Origin of the sequence: Pseudomonas sp. WS 5010, assembly GCF_012985565.1 — a bacterium.
In the GTDB taxonomy this organism is placed as follows: domain Bacteria; phylum Pseudomonadota; class Gammaproteobacteria; order Pseudomonadales; family Pseudomonadaceae; genus Aquipseudomonas.
The window spans coordinates 306,788-322,995 of record NZ_JAAQWQ010000004.1; the positions used below are offsets into that span (position 1 = coordinate 306,788).

Sequence of the window (16,208 nt, forward strand, 5' to 3'; positions counted from 1 at the left end):
GCGCTACTATTGAGCGACTGCTCAAGTATCCTTGAGCGATCGCTCAAAAAGCAAGCGCCGCTTATCTGGTGGCGCCCGTAAGGAATTGCCCATGTCGCGTATCGACCGTAAAGACCAGATCATCGCCGCTGCCTTGGAGCTGTTTCGCAGCAAGGGGTTTGCCGATGTATCCACCCGTGACTTGGCCGAACATGCCGGGCTGTCGCGCAGCCATGTCTATCACTACTTCAGCGACTGGAATGAATTGCGCCGCGAAGCCTTTGTGCGCTTTGCGAATGAGCAATTGGATGAAGTGCGCGAGCCCTTGGCCGATGCCCCACCACTGGAGGCGCTCGTAGGATTCTTGAGCGACTGCCTGCCCAGCACCGCCGATGCAGGCTGGGCTCTCTGGCTGGACGCCTGGGACGAGGCCATGCATGACGCGCAAATGGCCAAGGCTTACCTGGTGATCAATGCCCAATGGCAAGGCATGCTTGCCGAGGTGATCGAGCGGGGTGTCGCTGCCGGGGTCTTTCGCTGCAAGTCGCCCCAACGCGCTGCACGGCAGCTCTTCGCCCTGGCGATGGGCTACGCCGATGACCTGATGCTCAAGCCTTCCGCCGAGTCGGCAGAAGCGGTACTGGGTGAGGTGCTGGAAGTGGCGAGGCTGCTGCTGGATTTTTCCTGAACGCTGCTAGCCAACTGATGCCGGCCGGTACTGCAATGCCTCCGCCAAGTGATGGCGAGCGATGCCTTCCACTTGCTCAAGGTCTGCCAGGGTACGCGCGACCTTGAGCAGTCGGTGGGCTGCGCGCAGCGATAACGTCAGCCGCTCGCAAGCGCTCTCCAGCCAGCTTTCATCGGCGTTTACCAGTGCGCAGTGCTCGCGTAATCCCGCCAGGTCGAGGAAGGCATTCGCGCAACCCTGGCGCCCTTGCTGGCGCTCCCGGGCCTCGGCCACTTGGGCGGATGCCTTCGCCGTGTCATCACCGACCTTTTGGGAGGGGTTCAGCACGGTGGTTTCACGTGCCACGGTCAGGTGCAAATCAATCCGGTCCAGCAACGGCCCGGAGAGTTTGTTGCGGTAGCGCTGGATCTGCTCCGGCGTACACCGGCAACGTCCACTGGGCTCACCCATGTAACCGCAAGGGCAGGGGTTCATCGCCGCCACCAGTTGAAAGCGTGCCGGGAAGCTGACGCGGTCGCGTGCCCGGGAAATCACGATATGTCCCGATTCCAGCGGTTCGCGCAGCACCTCCAGCACCTTGCGATCAAATTCCGGCAGCTCATCGAGAAACAACACCCCGTGATGGGCCAGGGTGATTTCCCCAGGCTGCGGTTTCGAGCCGCCGCCCACCAGCGCCGGCCCGGACGCGGAATGGTGCGGCTGGCGAAAGGGCCGATGAGGCCAGTGGCTCAACGGCGCCAGGCTGACCACTGATTGGATCGCCGCCACTTCCAGCGCCTCCTGTTCGCTCAAGGGCGGTAGCAGGCCGGGCAGGCGGCTGGCAAGCAAGGTCTTGCCGGTGCCGGGTGGCCCGCTGAACAGCAAGTTGTGGGCACCCGCTGCCGCAATCAGCAGTGCGCGCTTGGCGGCCAGTTGGCCCTGCACCTCGCTCAGGTCCGGGTAAGGTTTGTTCAGGTACAGCAATCCGTCGGACGTGTAAGGCTCGATCGGCACCAGCCCATTCAGGTGCGCCACCACTTGCAGCAGATGATCCACCGCAATCACCTTCAACCCCGAGGCCAGGCATGCCTCCTCGGCATTGGCCCTGGGCACGATCACGCTGCGCCCGGCCTTGCGTGCGGCCAATGCGGCTGGCAACACACCTTTGACGGCACGCACTTCGCCAGACAGGGCCAGTTCGCCGAGGCACTCCACGCCATCCAACGCCTGTGCCGGCACCTGTACGCTGGCCGCGAGAATCCCCAGGGCAATCGCCAGATCAAAACGCCCGCCGTCCTTGGGCAGGTCGGCGGGCGCCAGGTTAAGGGTGATGCGGCGCGCGGGGTATTGCAGCGCACTGTTGAGAATGGCGCTGCGCACGCGGTCTTTGCTTTCCTTGACCGCTGTCTCCGGCAAGCCCACCAGGGTCAGGGACGGCAAGCCATTGGCCATATGCACTTCGACCGTGACGGCGGGGGCTTCGACGCCGATCTGGGCGCGGCTGTGGACGATGGCGAGGGACATGTTCGTTCCTTGAAGGGAGGGCCGCTTTGCGGTTTTTCAAGGGTAGACGAGAGAGGGGGAGGCGCCTTGCGCAGGTTTTACTGAACGTATCCGGGCGTTGAAATTGCAGGAGCCGGCTTGGTGTGTCAGGTAGACAGCCATCGCCGGCAAGCCGGCTCCTACAGGGGGCAGGGTGGTTATTCCTGGGGTGGATTCAACCGCGCTTCCAACTCTGCCACCTTCGCCTCCAGGCTCTCCAGGCGTGCTCGGGTGCGGGCCAGGACTACCATCTGGCTGTCGAATTCTTCCCGGCTGACCAGGTCCAGTTTGCTGAACCCGCTTTGCAGCAGTGCCTTGAACTGGCTTTCGATTTCATTGCGAGGTAGCGGGGTCTCGCCGCTGAACAGGCGAGAGGCGTGGCCGCTCAGGGCGTCGAGGAGGTCTTTGGGCGCGAGCATGGGAAACATTCCGGAAAACAGTTGGCCGGCAGTGTATCACGCAGCGCCTATAGTCTTTTCCCAGTGCTCTGCGCACGCTTTTCGCGCATTGTCCCGAATGCGGATGCACTGTTTTTGTGCGTATGTGGGCTGCTACACCGGCCCACTGCTCGGTGTGAGCGGGCAACGGATTGATTTCAGTGATTTTTACGGAGCTGGCAAGGTTTCTGCTTAGACGATCATGACCCATGCACTGATGCAGTCGCTGTGACGAATGCAGTGCGCTGACGGACCAGGGTACATGTTTCGTCACCAACGGTTAGCTGGCGTCGACAAGGCAATTGCCGAGGCGACGATGCGTTACAAAGCCAGGCACTGCGCTTAGACTTGAGACGGGTTTGTTTTCCTGGGGCAAGTCCACCAATTCGGGAGAGAGTTTTCATGAAGCTAGTCACTGCCATCATCAAGCCGTTCAAGTTGGACGATGTACGCGAGTCACTGTCCGAGATCGGCGTGCAGGGCATTACCGTCACTGAGGTCAAAGGCTTCGGTCGGCAGAAGGGTCATACCGAGCTGTATCGCGGCGCGGAATACGTAGTCGATTTCCTGCCGAAGGTGAAGATTGATGTCGCCATTGACGACAAGGATCTTGATCGGGTTATCGAGGCGATAACCAAGGCGGCCAACACCGGCAAGATCGGCGACGGCAAGATCTTCGTGGTCAATCTGGAACAGGCTATTCGCATCCGTACCGGCGAAACCGATACCGACGCAATCTAAGCCGCCAAACCCCAACGCCCCAGGAGAAAACAATATGACTCTGCGTAAATTCGCAGGGCTAGGAGCCCTGTTGTCCATCGTAATGCCCAGCCTGGCCATGGCGGCAGACGAAGTGGCGGCTCCAGTCCTCAATTCCGGCGACACTGCCTGGATGCTGACAGCCACCGCACTGGTGCTGTTCATGACCATCCCTGGCCTGGCGCTGTTCTACGGCGGCATGGTCCGCTCCAAAAACATTCTTTCTGTGATGATGCAGTGCTTCGCCATTACCGGTCTGATCAGCATCCTGTGGGTCGTCTACGGCTACAGCATTGCGTTCGACACCACGGGCATGGAGCAAGGCGTCGTCAACTTCAACTCGTTCTTCGGCGGCATGGGCAAGGCGTTCCTGGCGGGTGTCACACCGTCCAGCATCACTGGGCCTGCAGCGCTGTTCCCGGAAGCGGTGTTCATCACCTTCCAGATGACCTTCGCGATCATCACCCCGGCGCTGATCGTCGGTGCGTTTGCCGAGCGTATGAAGTTCTCCGCCATGCTGCTGTTCATGGCCATCTGGTTCACCCTGGTCTATGCGCCGATCGCGCACATGGTCTGGAGCGGCAACGGCGGCCTGATGTGGGACTGGGGCGTGCTGGACTTCGCTGGCGGCACCGTGGTGCACATCAACGCCGGTGTGGCTGGCCTGGTGGCGTGCATCGTGCTCGGCAAGCGTAAAGGCTACCCGACCACGCCGATGGCCCCGCATAACCTGGGCTACACCCTGATTGGCGCGGCGATGCTGTGGATCGGTTGGTTCGGCTTCAACGCCGGCTCTGCTGCTGCGGCCAACGGCACGGCGGGCATGGCGATGCTGGTGACCCAGATCGCTACCGCGGCTGCGGCGCTGGGCTGGATGTTCGCCGAGTGGATTACCCACGGCAAACCAAGCGCCCTGGGCATCGCTTCGGGTGTGGTTGCCGGCCTGGTGGCCGTCACCCCGGCCGCTGGTACCGTAGGCCCAATGGGCGCCCTGGTGATCGGCCTGGCGTCTGGCGTGATCTGCTTCTTCTGCGCCACCAGCCTCAAGCGCAAGCTGGGCTACGATGACTCCCTGGATGCCTTCGGCGTGCACGGTGTTGGCGGAATTGTCGGGGCGATCCTCACCGGTGTATTCGCGGCGCCGATCCTGGGTGGCTTCGGCACGGTGACCGATATTGCCGCGCAGGTCTGGATCCAGGCCAAGGGCGTAGGCTTTACCGTGATCTACACCGGTATCGTGACCTTTGTGATTCTCAAGGTGCTGGACTTGACCATCGGCCTGCGTGTGACCGAAGAGGAAGAGGCCGTTGGCCTGGACCTGGCGGAACACAACGAACGTGGCTACAACTTGTAAGAACCTATGAAAAAAACATGCCCGGCTTGCCGGGCATTTTTTTGTCTGGTATTTGCCTGTGGTGAAAGCGTGTGAGAATTTTTGTGTCGAGTTTGTGATCGGATCCACACGGTACTTTTCAGTGTGCGAATGTCTTACAGGCATGTAGGCGTATTCGGCACTTTGTTTTTTCCCAGAGCGCGCTAGAATGCGCGCCGATGGGCGCAGAACTGTATACATCGGCAGACCCTGATTACCCTGCGGGCCAAGCCCCGGGTCATTTCAAGGGCAGCCTTTCGGCTCGCCAACTGAGTTTGCCGGTCACGGCCGGCCATTTGGCAATGGGCACATGGCAAGGCGTTTATCTGGGCGAGCAGCGTGATCATGGCGGTGCTCGTAAAGTCCTCGGCACCTTGCACGGTGACGGGGCATAAGCCACTGGTTATCCGGTGGACGTTGATTTTTTTCCGGCAGCCTTCGACAGATGGTGAAGCTGGGCTATAACTAATCTGCTTTTCGCAAGTCATGAGGTAGAACATGAGCGACGATGATCTGGAAAACGACGACCTCGAAGTAGGTGACGACGAAACCGAAGAAGGTCTTGAGGCGGCTGCCGAAGACGTAGCTGACGACGACGGCGGCGATGACGCGCCGGCCCCGACCGCCAAGGGCAAGGCCAAGGCTGCTGTGTCGGTTGATGAGTTGCCGAGCGTTGAAGCCAAGAACAAAGAGCGCGATGCGCTGGCCCGCGCGATGGAAGAATTCCTCGCCAAGGGCGGCAAAGTGCAGGAAGTCGAGGCCAACGTGGTGGCAGATCCACCGAAGAAGCCGGACAACAAGTACGGCAGTCGGCCTATCTGAGGCCGGTTACTTGCTTGCTGAAAAAGCCCGCCGTCGCTGCGGGCTTTTTCATGCCTGAGACAAATGGCCAGTGCCGCAAACCCATGTGGGAGCTGGCTTGTCGGGTCGCGTTATTTCCAGCTGTGGAGCAGCGAAGGCAGCTCGCTCAAGCTGCGAATCTGCGCATCCGGCAATTTCTCGCCTTCCCAAACCTTGCCCGCCGGGTTGAACCACACTGCCCGTAACCCCGCCTGCTGCGCCCCGGCGATGTCGTCGCCCGGATGGTCGCCAATATGTACCGCCGCACTGGCATCCACCCCACCTCGCTGCAACGCTTCCTGAAACAAGCGCGCATCCGGCTTGGCGATGCCGATATCTTCGGCCCTCAGGGCAAAGTGGAAGTAATCCGCCAGGCCCACGCGCTGGACATCGGCATTGCCATTGGTGATCACCCCCAGCAGGAAGTGCTGGCGCAGGGCTTGCAGCATCGGCTCAGCTTGCGGGAAGACCGTGAGCTGGTGCCGCGCATGAATAAACGCTTCAAAACACACATCGGCCATTTCCGTGGCCTGCGGCTGTGGATAACCGGCCTCTTCAAAGGCGTGCATCAGCACCCGGTGGCGCAGGATGCTGATCCGGTGCTTGAGTTCGGGATGACGTTGCAGTACATGCTGGCGCAGGCTGGCGAAATGCTCCAGGGGCAAGTCGCCGACCTTGGACGCATGGGTCGCCAGCCATTGGCGCATCGACGCTTCGGCGCTGATGATGACGGGGACGTTGTCCCACAGGGTATCGTCCAGGTCGAAGGTGATTAGCTTGATGCTCATGAGTCGCCGCCTTTAACGCGTTTGGCCCGTGGATGGGCGCTGTCGTACACCGTCGCCAGGTGCTGGAAGTCCAGGTGGGTGTAGATCTGGGTGGTCTTGATATCCGAGTGGCCGAGCAGTTCCTGCACGGCGCGCAAGTCTTGTGATGACTCCAGCAGGTGACTGGCAAAGGAGTGGCGCAGCATGTGCGGATGCAGGTTTTGCCCCAGCTCCCGCTCGCCGGCGGCCTTGACCCGCAGCTGAATGGCCCGTGGCCCGAGGCGTCGGCCTTGCTGGCTGACAAACACCGCATCGTCCGGCGGGTTGGCCAGGGCTCGTAGGGGCAGCCATACCAGCAGGGCGTCGCGGGCTTTTTTGCCGATGGGCAGCACGCGGGTCTTGCTGCCTTTGCCGTGCACTTGCACCAGGCCATCGGCCAGGTCCAACTGCTCGAGGTTGAGGCTGGTCAGCTCCGACAGGCGCAGGCCCGAGGAATAGAACAGCTCCAGGATCGCCTGGTCGCGGTGCGCCAGGAAGTCATCCTCGACCGCGCCATCGAGCAATTGCAGGGTGCGGTCCGCATCCAGGGTCTTGGGCAGGCGGCGCTCACCCTTGGGCGGTGCCAGGCCGTTGGCCGGGTCGTGATCGCACAGGCCTTCGCGGTTGAGGTAGTGATACAGGCCACGCACCGCCGACAGCAGGCGCGCCAGGCTGCGGGAGGATTGGCCTTGCTGGTGCAGGCGCGCAATGAGGCTGCGCAGGCCTTGGATATCGAGGGCCTTCCAGCTGCCGATCTGTTGTTTCTGGCAGAACGCCAGGACCTTGTTCAAGTCCCGCCGGTAGGCTTCCAGCGTATGGGGAGACACCTGGCGCTCGCTGCGCAGGTGAGCGCAGTAGGCGTCCAGTTGTCGTTCCATGGCTAGCGCACCGCGCGCAGGGCGCTGGTGAAGCGTGGCAGGCTGCGACTCAACACTTCGGCAATGTAGGTCAAGAACAGCGTGCCCACGGTGCTTTTGTAGTGCTGCGGATCACGGCTGGCGATGGCCAGGACACCGTGCAAGCCTTGATGGCTGAGGGCGACCACGGCAGTCGAGCCGATCTGCACGCGCTGGTCTTCGCCAAACAGGAAGTCCAGCTCATGCTCGCGCAGGGTGCCGCTGATGGTCTTGCCTTCCGACAACAGGCCGCCGATGGCGGTCTGTGCGTCGCTGCCCTTGACCCAGCGCCCGACCGGCATCGGGTTGTCACTGAACAGGATCAGGCTGACAAACGGCACCTGGAAGTCCTGGCGCAGGCTGTCTTCGACGGCAATGGTCAGGTCTTCCAGGCTGGCGGCATCCAGCAGCGCCAGGATCAGGCGGCGGGTCTTGTCGAACAGGCGGTCGTTGTCGCGGGCCACGTCCATCAACTGTGAGAGCCGATGGCGCATTTCGATATTGCGCTCGCGCAGGATCTTCATCTGCCGCTCCACCAGCGACACGGTATCGCCGCGCTGGTGAGGGATGCGCAGGGCCGGCAGCAGCTCGTCGTGTTCGACGAAGAAGTCCGGGTTAGCCTCCAGGTAAGCGGCGACAGCCGCTGCCTCCAGGCTTTCGCAAGGGGATCCTTCGGGCTGCTTGGCGGGTGCCTGGGGCTTATCGGTCATTAGCGAGTCGCTCTCATAGACGGACCTGTCCTTCGTATACACGGGATGCCGGGCCGGTCATCTTCACCGGTTGGCCTGGGCCTGCCCATTCGATGGACAGGCGTCCACCAGGCAGGTCGATCAACAGTGGCGAATCCATCCAGCCCTGGCTGATCGCCGCCACGGCGGCGGCGCAAGCACCGGTGCCACAAGCCTGGGTTTCCCCGGCGCCGCGTTCCCAGACCCGCAACTGCGCGCGGGAGCGGTCGATGACCTGCAGGAAGCCGACGTTGACCCGTGCCGGAAAACGTGGGTGATGTTCGATCTTCGGGCCCAACTCATGCACTGGCGCATTGTTGATGTCGTTGACCCGCAGCACTGCATGGGGGTTGCCCATGGACACGGCGGCCACCTCGACCACGGTACCGTCGACATCCAGCGGATAGCTCAACGCCTGGGCATCAGCCACGAACGGAATATCGGCCGGTACCAGGCGCGGGGCGCCCATGTCGACGCTGATCTGGCCGTCGCTGCGGATATCCAGCTCGATAATGCCGCTTTTGGTCTCGACGCGAATCTGCCGTTTGGCGGTCAGGCGCTTGTCCAGCACGAACCGCGCGAAGCAGCGCGCACCGTTGCCGCATTGCTCCACTTCGGAACCGTCGGAGTTGAAGATCCGGTAACGGAAATCCACCTCCGGGTTGCTCGGCGCTTCGACGAGCAGCAGTTGGTCGAAGCCGATGCCGGTATGGCGGTCGCCCCACAGTTTGGCGTGCTTGGGCAGGATATGCGCGTGCTGGCTGACCAGGTCAAGGACCATGAAGTCATTGCCCAGCCCGTGCATCTTGGTAAAACGCAGCAGCATGGCTTACTCCGGCAGCAGGCTTTCGCCAGCAAACAACTCGGCTACCGTCTCGCGGCGACGCACTTCAAACGCTTGATCACCGTCCACCAACACTTCGGCGGTACGCCCGCGGGTGTTGTAGTTGGAACTCATGACAAACCCATAGGCACCGGCCGAATGCACGGCCAGCAGATCGCCTTCTGCCAGGGCCAGTTCACGGTCCTTGGCCAGGAAGTCACTGGTCTCGCAAATCGGGCCGACGATGTCATAGGTGTGCGGCGCGCTGTCGCGCGGGCGCACGGCGCTGACATCCATCCAGGCCTGGTACAGGGCCGGGCGGATCAGGTCGTTCATCGCCGCATCGACGATGGCGAAATCCTTGTGTTCGGTGTGCTTGAGGTACTCGACCTGGGTCAGCAGTACGCCCGCATTGGCAACGATGTAGCGGCCCGGCTCGAATATCAGCTTCAGGTCGCGGCCTTCGGTGCGCTCGCGTACGGCCTTGACGTAGTCGGCCACCAGCGGCGGCTCTTCGTCGCGATAACGCACGCCCACGCCACCACCCAGATCAATGTGGTGCAGGTAGATGCCGCACTCGCCGAGGCGATCGATCAGCGCCAGCAGGCGGTCGAGGGCATCGAGGAACGGTGGCAGGCTGGTCAGTTGCGAGCCGATATGGCAGTCCACGCCCAGCACTTCCAGGTTCGGCAGTTGGGCGGCGCGGATGTACACGTCTTCGGCGTCGGCAATGGCGATGCCGAACTTGTTCTCTTTGAGACCGGTGGAAATGTACGGGTGCGTGCCGGCATCCACGTCCGGGTTGACGCGCAGGGAAATCGGCGCACGCACGCCCATCTCGGCGGCCACCACTTGCAGGCGCTCCAGCTCGTCGGTGGACTCGACGTTGAAGCAATGCACGCCGATTTCCAGGGCGCGGCGCATGTCTTCGCGGGTCTTGCCGACACCGGAGAACACGATTTTGTCAGCCTTGCCGCCCGCGGCCAGTACACGCTCCAGCTCGCCACGGGACACGATGTCAAAACCAGCGCCCAGGCGCGCCAGGACATTGAGTACACCCAGGTTGGAGTTGGCTTTTACTGCATAGCACACCAGGCTTGGCGTACCCTCCAGTGCATCGGCAAAGGTGCGGTATTGCGCTTCGATATGCGCTCGCGAGTACACATAGGTCGGGGTACCGAAGCGTTCGGCAATCGCGGACAGCGCCACGTCTTCCGCGAACAGCTCGCCGTCCCGGTAGTTAAAAGCGTCCATGAAATTCCCTTAGTAGGTGTCGTGCTTGTGCGCTTTGGATTGCGACGTTTGCGCCTGTTCATTCGGGTCTTTGCTGTCATCGGGCAGGTACAGCGGGCCTTTTTGACCACAGGCACTGACGAGGCAAGCGACCGCGACGAGCGCAGCAAGGGAAGAGATCAGGCGCTTCATGGCTAAATCCTTGAATATGCATTAATTGCGCCCGAGTATACCGACCACCCGCCAGCTTGCCTATGCGCCGGGACACCCGTCCGGCGGGGCTTTGCCGAGTATGTCGTGATGTGGCCTACATCCCGTCGGGATAATTCGCACGGCTGGTGGGAATGAAATCGGTATCCTTTGCAATCATCATGGCGCCTCCGTATCGTGCGGCGCTTGAGCGTGAGTAGACACTTTTTGAGGTTCCCACCATGAGTTTGACCGAAGCCCGCTTTCACGACCTGGTCGATGCGACCCAGCAAGCGCTGGAGGATATTTTCGACGAGAGTGGCCTGGACGTGGATCTGGAAAATTCTGCAGGCGTGTTGACCGTCAAGTTTGAGAACGGCAGCCAATTGATCTTCAGCCGCCAGGAGCCGCTGCGCCAGCTGTGGCTGGCCGCGCGTTCCGGAGGGTTTCACTTCGACTACGACGAAGAAGAAAAACGCTGGTCGAACGACACCAGTGACGAGCTGTTGAGCGAAATGCTTGCACGCATCACCCTGGAACAAGCCGGCGTCGAGCTGGACTTCGATGAGATCTGATCGTGACCCAGCCCGCGCCCGTCCGTCCGCCCAAGCCGCTGTTCAGCAATGTCAGCCCGGCTGTGCCGTCACCTTGTATCAGTTTGTGTCGGCTGGATGAGCAAAAAGTCTGCCTTGGCTGCTTTCGGCATGTGGAAGACATCCGGGAATGGCGCTCCGCCGACGATCAGCGGCGCCGCGTGATCGTCGCCCAGGCCGAGCAACGCAAGGCTGGCGCCTGACCTTCAGGCCGGCCCATCTTGTTTATTTGGTGTGCTGTGGTAGTGTCCGGGTATACCTCAACTCATCGAGGTCCGTGAGAACCCCGCCGTTTATTGGCGGGGTTTTGCTTTTTTGTGCAGAAAAAAAGGAGTCTGCCGCAATCATGACTGCACCTTCCATCATCCTCACCCGTCTCGATGTGCAACGTCTTGAGCAACTGATCGACCGTATGGACGACAAACTGCCAGGCGTCATCGCCCTGCAAGCCGAACTTGACCGCGCCGAAGAGGTGGTTGGCCACGATGAAGTGCCTGCCGGTGTCGTGACCATGAACTCCAGCGTGCATTGCCGTGAGCAAAGCAGCGGCAAGGACTATCACCTGACCCTGGTCTACCCCAAGGACGCGAATGCCGACGAAGGCAAGATCTCGATCCTGGCCCCGGTGGGCAGTGCGTTGCTGGGCCTGCAAGTCGGCCAGCACATCGATTGGCCTGCTCCGGGCGGCAAGACCCTCAAGCTTGAGCTGCTGAGTGTCGAAGGCCAGCCGAAGGACGGCGGCGCATTCGCGCTCTAAACCTCATTCAAGGCCTGGTTGAGCGCCTGCTCCAACTCGGCTTTGTAGCGCAGGTACAGATTGCTTGGGCTTTGAACATCACCGAGTAGGCCGGATAGGTCCAAATCGGTGATGTAGCAACGATAGCGCTCGGTTTCCCGGCGCTGCCCGACGATCTCCTGGGCGACCACAGCAAACAGCTGATCGCCAAACTCCAGTTCGCAAAACTCCCGCTGATTGCAGTACAGGGTAATCCCCACCTGGCCTGGCGCACCCTTGCCGATAATCGCCTGCACGTCGTAGAACGGTTTGTTGGCCGGAGTCTGCGGCGCAGGCCGTGGCTCGACCCGACGGGTACGGCCGCCTGCCGATGGCAGCAGTTGGTAATACAGCGTCTGCACCGCCCCCAGTGGCTGCTGCGGGTCCAGCGGTGACAGCGCGTCCCGTCGATAAATGATCGATTGCAGGAAGCGCTGCAAAGGCGCGAGCAAGCTCTGCTCATCATGAAACGGCAGGCGCTGTTGCCAGAGGGCGTTGAACTCGTCGAGTACGTACAGCTCGGCGAAGCCGTCGTTGATGCGGTAGAACACCTGCACACAATCGGCCTGGCCCATGGGCAGCAGTGCTGCCAGGTCGTGGTCTTCCAGGGCCATGGCATCCAGGTGCAACGGGCTGTAGCTGGCCAGCTCCTCGCTGAGGTAGTCCACCAGCGCCTGCTGGCTGGGCAATGACACGTGATTGGCTTGCCCCGGTGCCAGCTCCATGACGTGATAGTGCTGTTGTACCTGGATCAGATAGCGGTGGTTGAGCTGGCTGAGCATCAGGTTTTGCGCGGTATCGAAAATCTCTTCGACCCGCTGGGCAATGAACTGCGCACGGTTGTGACAGAAACAACGCACCCGCAGCCGCGGCAATCGGTCATGCGGTAACTGATTCAGGTAATCGCGCAGGCAATCGAGCAGGGCGTGGGGCCCCTCGTAGCGGCTGACCATCACCTCGTTCCAGCTGTTGAGCGTCACCTGGTCCAGGGTCAGCACCAGGTTTTCCCTGACGCCGGCGTAACTCAGGGAGTCGGTGCGCTCGGTGGTCATCAGGATATTCAAGTCACGGTGATGCTTGAGGGGGTCGACGCCGACGTTGATCAGCAACAGCACCTCCTCGGGTATCGCCGTACGCAGCAGGCGTTCTTCATCGACCGTGGCCAGGGGCAGGGCGACGGTCTGTTGCAGGCTGCCCAGCAGGTTGAACAGCTCGAATTCGCTCAAGTCGCTGGTGCCGGGGTGCAGGGCCAGGCGTGTGCTGCTGTCGATCACGCCGTTGCGATGGCACCAGGTGAGCATCTCCAGCAGGTCGCGGCTGCGTTTGATCGGCGCAAAGTGCTCCCATTCCAGGGCGGTCAGGCTGCCGTTGTACAGGCCCCAATGAAACTGACCCGGCTCCTTGCGATTGGGCGAATGAACCAGGGTGAGGGTGTCTTCGGCCAGGTCCGGAGCAATCCCGGGGTTGATGAACTCGACTTTGCCGGCCTTGCGTTCGAAGGCCGCGTACAGGCGCCGGCCCAGCACATTGAGGTCGCGCTTGTTGATCAGGCTCACGGTCTGTTCGGTGCGGGCGAACTGGGTCAGGAAGCGATAACTGTAATTGAGCTCATTGACCAGGGCCCGGCGCTCGGACGCGACCTGGCGCACTTTCCACTGGCTGCGGCTGTCGAGCAGGGCCAGTTGCCGCTGGTCCCAGCCCCATTCATTGGCCAGGCGCTCCAGCAGTGCGCGCTGCCAACCGATGGTGCGCTGGCCGGTGGTGAGCTTGCGGTTGACCTTCAGGTACAGGCTGCGCCGCACCAGTTCCAGGCGTTCGGGTTCGTTGCGGCTGCGCAGGTATTCCTCGATGCGGCGGTAGACCACGATATACGGGTCCAGCTCATCCAGATCCAACTGGTTGGCGAACACTGCGCGTTTGAAACGCAGGCTCAGGCACTGCACCTTGGGGTGTTCGCTGGCATACACCTCGGTCAGCAACAGCTTGAGCACCGACTTATAGGGTGACTCGATGCCCTTGAACAGTTGCCACAGGCCGGCGCCGATGAATTCCCCAGGTGGAATATGGGCCAGGTGCCCGAGGTCGAGGGTTTCGTCGGCGCGGATAAAACGTTTGGAAATCAGCGTGTGGGTAAATTCGGCGTAGCGCGCTTCTTCGTAGACCGGTACCAGCCACCAGATCGGCGTGCGCCCGGCCAGCCAGATGGCGGTGCGGTAGAACTCGTCGAGCAACAGATAGTGCTGGCTGGTGCCACAGTCATCTGAACTGAGCTGGGTATCGCGACCGCCCTGTGCAAAGCGGCTCGGTTCGATCAGGAAAAAATGCGCTTCGGCGCCCATGCCCAGGGCCCAGGCTTCCAGCAGTTGGCATTTTTTGCGCAGCTCGCCCAGCTCGGCCTCGCTCAGGTCGGCGGCGTGGCACACCCACACGTCCATATCGCTCTGGTCAGCCTGGGCCAACGTGCCGAGGCTGCCCATCAGGAACAGGCCGTGGATCGGGGTGGGCGGGTTGCCATGGCGTGGTTTGTAGGAAAACGAGCGGGTCAGGCGCTGGGCTTCGGCCAGGACCTGGGCATCCGGTTCAAAATTCGCCAAGCCGGCCGGCGTACTGCCCGAGACATAGCCCGGCAGCAGCGGGTGATTGACGTGGAAAAACAGCGGCAGCAGCGCCAGCACGCTTTGCTGGCGCGGCGTCAGGCCTTCGACGGCGCGGGCCATGCGGCCGGCATTGAGGGTCAGGAAACGCGAGCGCAGTTGGGCCAGTACCTTGCGGTCAATGCCTTCATCCAAGTCAGGGCGGATTTCATGGGTACTGGTCATGTCGAACTCAACGGCTCGCAGGGCCCGGCGTGGGCAGCCGTGTAGGAGTTTACAGACAGAATCGTAGGAGGCTTAAGGGGAATTTGTTTTTGACGTCAGAATTTTATCGTGCACACAGGAATGCCCGCGGAATCCGTGAACAGAGGATCCCGTGGGCGATACGGTGGATCAGGCGGCTTCTTTGGTGGTAGCGGTAGTCAGAATCGTCAGCAATGTTTGCGCTTGTTCTGCCGCGTCGCGGCCCAGGCTGGTCAGGTAGCCGCCATCTGGCTGGTCGATCAGTTTTTTCTCGAACAGGCGTTTGGCAGCAGCAATGGCAGTGGGAGCGGCGGTCTGATGGACTTTCAGGCCTTCCTGGATATTGCCCAGGTTAAAAAGTGCAAGGATTTCCAGTTCGGCAACCAACTCAGGGGTATACGACATAAGGACTCCAGACGTTCTAGGAATTGTCAGACGCTAGCAGCCCCTAAGGTGAACGTACTTGGGCGAACTGTCCAGTGCGATATGGGCACAGGGGAGGCAAGCCGCACTCCTGTAGGAGCCAGCTTGCCGGCGATGGCGGTTCCAGGGGCCTACTGGTTTTCCGGCGGCAGCTCTGGCAGTGCGCGCAGGGCGGTTTCATACCAGTCGGTGTTGAACGGCCGGTCTTCTTCCAGCATCGCGTCGATTTCCACGGCCAGCACATGGGCCATCAGGTTCAGGATGTCTTCGCGCTCGTAACCCACCAGAGTCAGCTTGTTGAACGTGGCCTTGGCCGCGGGCGGGTTGTCGCTTTCGATCTGGTTTTCGATCGCTTGGGTCAGGGTGGATTCGGCGAACTCTTCGTCGTCGTTGTCGATATCGGTTGGCTCGCTCATGGCTGCCTCCTGTCAGGAAAGGGCGCCAGTCTACCTCCATTCAGCCAGGTGATGCTGCTGGTCAGGCGGCGCATCACGTTCTATAACCTACCCAGCCAACCCCCTGCACGGCCTGGAGGCTTTGTGATGCTCAAGCTCTACGGATTTTCGGTCAGTAACTACTACAACATGGTCAAGCTGGCGCTCCTGGAAAAAGGCCTGCCCTTCGAGGAAGTGGCTTTTTATGCCGGGCAAACCCCTGAAGCCCTGGTGGTGAGCCCGCGCGGCAAGGTGCCGGTGCTGAAGGTCGAGAAAGGTTTTATCAACGAAACCAGCGTGATTCTCGAATACCTCGAGCAGACCCAGTCGGGCCCGGCCCTGCTGCCAGGCGATGCATTCCAGCGCGCCCAAGTGTTGGCGCTGTGCCGGGAAATCGAGTTGTACATCGAACTGCCGGCCCGCGCTTGTTATGGCGAGGCGTTCTTTGGCATGACGGTACCGCAGGCGATCAAGGACAAGGCCAAGGCCGAGTTGCTGTTGGGGATTGCATCACTGGGCCGGCACGGCAAGTTTGCGCCGTATGTGGCGGGGGAGAGTTTTACGCTTGCCGATCTGTATTTTATGTACAGCGTGGACTTGGCGTGTGCGGTCGGTGGGAAGCTGTTTGGCCTGGATCTGCTGGCTGAGTTGCCGAAGGCCAAGGCCTTGCTGAAGAAGTTGCAAGACCTGCCCAACGCCCAGCGAGTGGCGGCGGACAAGGAGGCGGCGATGCCAGCCTTCATGGCGATGGTCGCGGCGAAGAAGTCATAAATGTGGGAGCGGGCTTGTGTGGGAGCTGGGCTTGCCCGCGATGCAGGCACCTCGGTGTGTCAGTGACACTAAGGTGATGCTATCGCAGCCAAGCCAGCTCCCAC

General features: G+C 61.4%; 19 protein-coding genes and 1 pseudogene. 9 read left to right on the forward strand and 11 right to left on the reverse strand.

The features are described 5' to 3' along the window. The first annotated feature begins 91 nt into the window (after positions 1–91). Entirely contained in the window at positions 92–667 is a 576-nt protein-coding gene (locus HBO11_RS14530) for a TetR family transcriptional regulator C-terminal domain-containing protein (protein WP_169955392.1), read from the forward strand. A gap of 6 nt (positions 668–673) precedes the next feature. Here the strand turns inward: HBO11_RS14530 and HBO11_RS14535 are convergent, their stop codons facing one another. Both HBO11_RS14535 and HBO11_RS14540 read right to left on the reverse strand, forming a co-directional pair. Continuing rightward, on the reverse strand, positions 674–2,170 hold the full coding sequence (locus HBO11_RS14535; protein WP_169955391.1) for a YifB family Mg chelatase-like AAA ATPase: 1,497 nt from the start codon (positions 2,168–2,170) through the stop codon (positions 674–676). 176 nt (positions 2,171–2,346) lie between these two features. Then, entirely contained in the window at positions 2,347–2,607 is a 261-nt protein-coding gene (locus HBO11_RS14540) for an accessory factor UbiK family protein (protein WP_057444205.1), read from the reverse strand. 420 nt (positions 2,608–3,027) lie between these two features. On the opposite strand from HBO11_RS14540, the gene glnK reads away from it, so the two are divergent. From glnK to sutA, 4 genes and pseudogenes are all read left to right on the forward strand, one after another. Continuing rightward, entirely contained in the window at positions 3,028–3,366 is a 339-nt protein-coding gene (gene glnK / locus HBO11_RS14545; RefSeq protein WP_002555808.1) for a P-II family nitrogen regulator, read from the forward strand. A 34-nt stretch (positions 3,367–3,400) separates the two neighbouring features. Then, positions 3,401–4,738, forward strand: coding sequence for an ammonium transporter (locus tag HBO11_RS14550; protein WP_029289659.1), 1,338 nt, complete (start codon positions 3,401–3,403; stop codon positions 4,736–4,738). Between the two features lie 251 nt (positions 4,739–4,989). After that, positions 4,990–5,151, forward strand: a pseudogene (locus HBO11_RS14555) (YjbQ family protein); the annotation flags it as partial. Positions 5,152–5,254: 103 nt separating this feature from the next. Next, positions 5,255–5,578 (forward strand): transcriptional regulator SutA, encoded by a 324-nt coding sequence (sutA, locus tag HBO11_RS14560; RefSeq protein ID WP_169955390.1) that lies wholly within the window; start codon positions 5,255–5,257, stop codon positions 5,576–5,578. 110 nt (positions 5,579–5,688) lie between these two features. On the opposite strand, the gene HBO11_RS14565 is transcribed toward sutA, so the two are convergent. Genes HBO11_RS14565 through HBO11_RS14590 form a run of 6 tightly spaced genes read right to left on the reverse strand, consistent with a single transcriptional unit; the run spans position 5,689 to position 10,274 of the window. Further along, positions 5,689–6,384: an HAD-IA family hydrolase gene (locus HBO11_RS14565; protein WP_169955389.1), complete on the reverse strand. Its 696-nt coding sequence runs from the start codon at positions 6,382–6,384 to the stop codon at positions 5,689–5,691. Beyond that, positions 6,381–7,280 (reverse strand): tyrosine recombinase XerC, encoded by a 900-nt coding sequence (gene xerC, locus HBO11_RS14570; RefSeq protein ID WP_169955388.1) that lies wholly within the window; start codon positions 7,278–7,280, stop codon positions 6,381–6,383. The genes HBO11_RS14565 and xerC overlap by 4 nt, the downstream gene beginning before the upstream one ends. A gap of 2 nt (positions 7,281–7,282) precedes the next feature. Continuing rightward, positions 7,283–8,008 (reverse strand): DUF484 family protein, encoded by a 726-nt coding sequence (locus HBO11_RS14575; RefSeq protein ID WP_169955387.1) that lies wholly within the window; start codon positions 8,006–8,008, stop codon positions 7,283–7,285. A gap of 13 nt (positions 8,009–8,021) precedes the next feature. Further along, a complete protein-coding gene (dapF, locus tag HBO11_RS14580; RefSeq protein ID WP_169955386.1) occupies positions 8,022–8,852 on the reverse strand; it encodes a diaminopimelate epimerase in 831 nt (276 codons plus the stop codon). A gap of 3 nt (positions 8,853–8,855) precedes the next feature. Continuing rightward, entirely contained in the window at positions 8,856–10,103 is a 1,248-nt protein-coding gene (lysA, locus tag HBO11_RS14585; protein ID WP_169955385.1) for a diaminopimelate decarboxylase, read from the reverse strand. Positions 10,104–10,112: 9 nt separating this feature from the next. After that, positions 10,113–10,274, reverse strand: coding sequence for a lipoprotein (locus HBO11_RS14590; RefSeq protein ID WP_038444426.1), 162 nt, complete (start codon positions 10,272–10,274; stop codon positions 10,113–10,115). A 239-nt stretch (positions 10,275–10,513) separates the two neighbouring features. On the opposite strand from HBO11_RS14590, the gene cyaY reads away from it, so the two are divergent. From cyaY to rnk, 3 genes are all read left to right on the forward strand, one after another. After that, positions 10,514–10,846 (forward strand): iron donor protein CyaY, encoded by a 333-nt coding sequence (gene cyaY, locus HBO11_RS14595; RefSeq protein WP_038444425.1) that lies wholly within the window; start codon positions 10,514–10,516, stop codon positions 10,844–10,846. Between the two features lie 2 nt (positions 10,847–10,848). After that, the gene (locus HBO11_RS14600) at positions 10,849–11,067 is read left to right on the forward strand and encodes a DUF1289 domain-containing protein (protein WP_169955384.1); all 219 of its coding nucleotides are present in this window, start codon (positions 10,849–10,851) and stop codon (positions 11,065–11,067) included. A 143-nt stretch (positions 11,068–11,210) separates the two neighbouring features. Continuing rightward, positions 11,211–11,621, forward strand: coding sequence for a nucleoside diphosphate kinase regulator (gene rnk, locus HBO11_RS14605; RefSeq protein ID WP_169955383.1), 411 nt, complete (start codon positions 11,211–11,213; stop codon positions 11,619–11,621). On the opposite strand, the gene HBO11_RS14610 is transcribed toward rnk, so the two are convergent. From HBO11_RS14610 to HBO11_RS14620, 3 genes are all read right to left on the reverse strand, one after another. Then, on the reverse strand, positions 11,618–14,458 hold the full coding sequence (locus tag HBO11_RS14610; RefSeq protein WP_169955382.1) for a class I adenylate cyclase: 2,841 nt from the start codon (positions 14,456–14,458) through the stop codon (positions 11,618–11,620). The genes rnk and HBO11_RS14610 overlap by 4 nt on opposite strands. Before the next feature lie 168 nt (positions 14,459–14,626). Next, complete coding sequence (locus HBO11_RS14615; protein ID WP_169955381.1) at positions 14,627–14,881, reverse strand: TIGR02647 family protein; 255 nt, start codon at positions 14,879–14,881, stop codon at positions 14,627–14,629. A 149-nt stretch (positions 14,882–15,030) separates the two neighbouring features. Continuing rightward, positions 15,031–15,315 carry a hypothetical protein gene (locus HBO11_RS14620; protein WP_057440482.1) on the reverse strand — a complete coding sequence of 95 codons (285 nt, stop codon included), beginning with the start codon at positions 15,313–15,315 and terminating at the stop codon, positions 15,031–15,033. Between the two features lie 126 nt (positions 15,316–15,441). Between HBO11_RS14620 and HBO11_RS14625 the strand changes: the two genes are divergently transcribed. Next, positions 15,442–16,104 carry a glutathione S-transferase gene (locus HBO11_RS14625; protein ID WP_170058895.1) on the forward strand — a complete coding sequence of 221 codons (663 nt, stop codon included), beginning with the start codon at positions 15,442–15,444 and terminating at the stop codon, positions 16,102–16,104. The last annotated feature ends 104 nt before the right edge of the window (positions 16,105–16,208 follow it).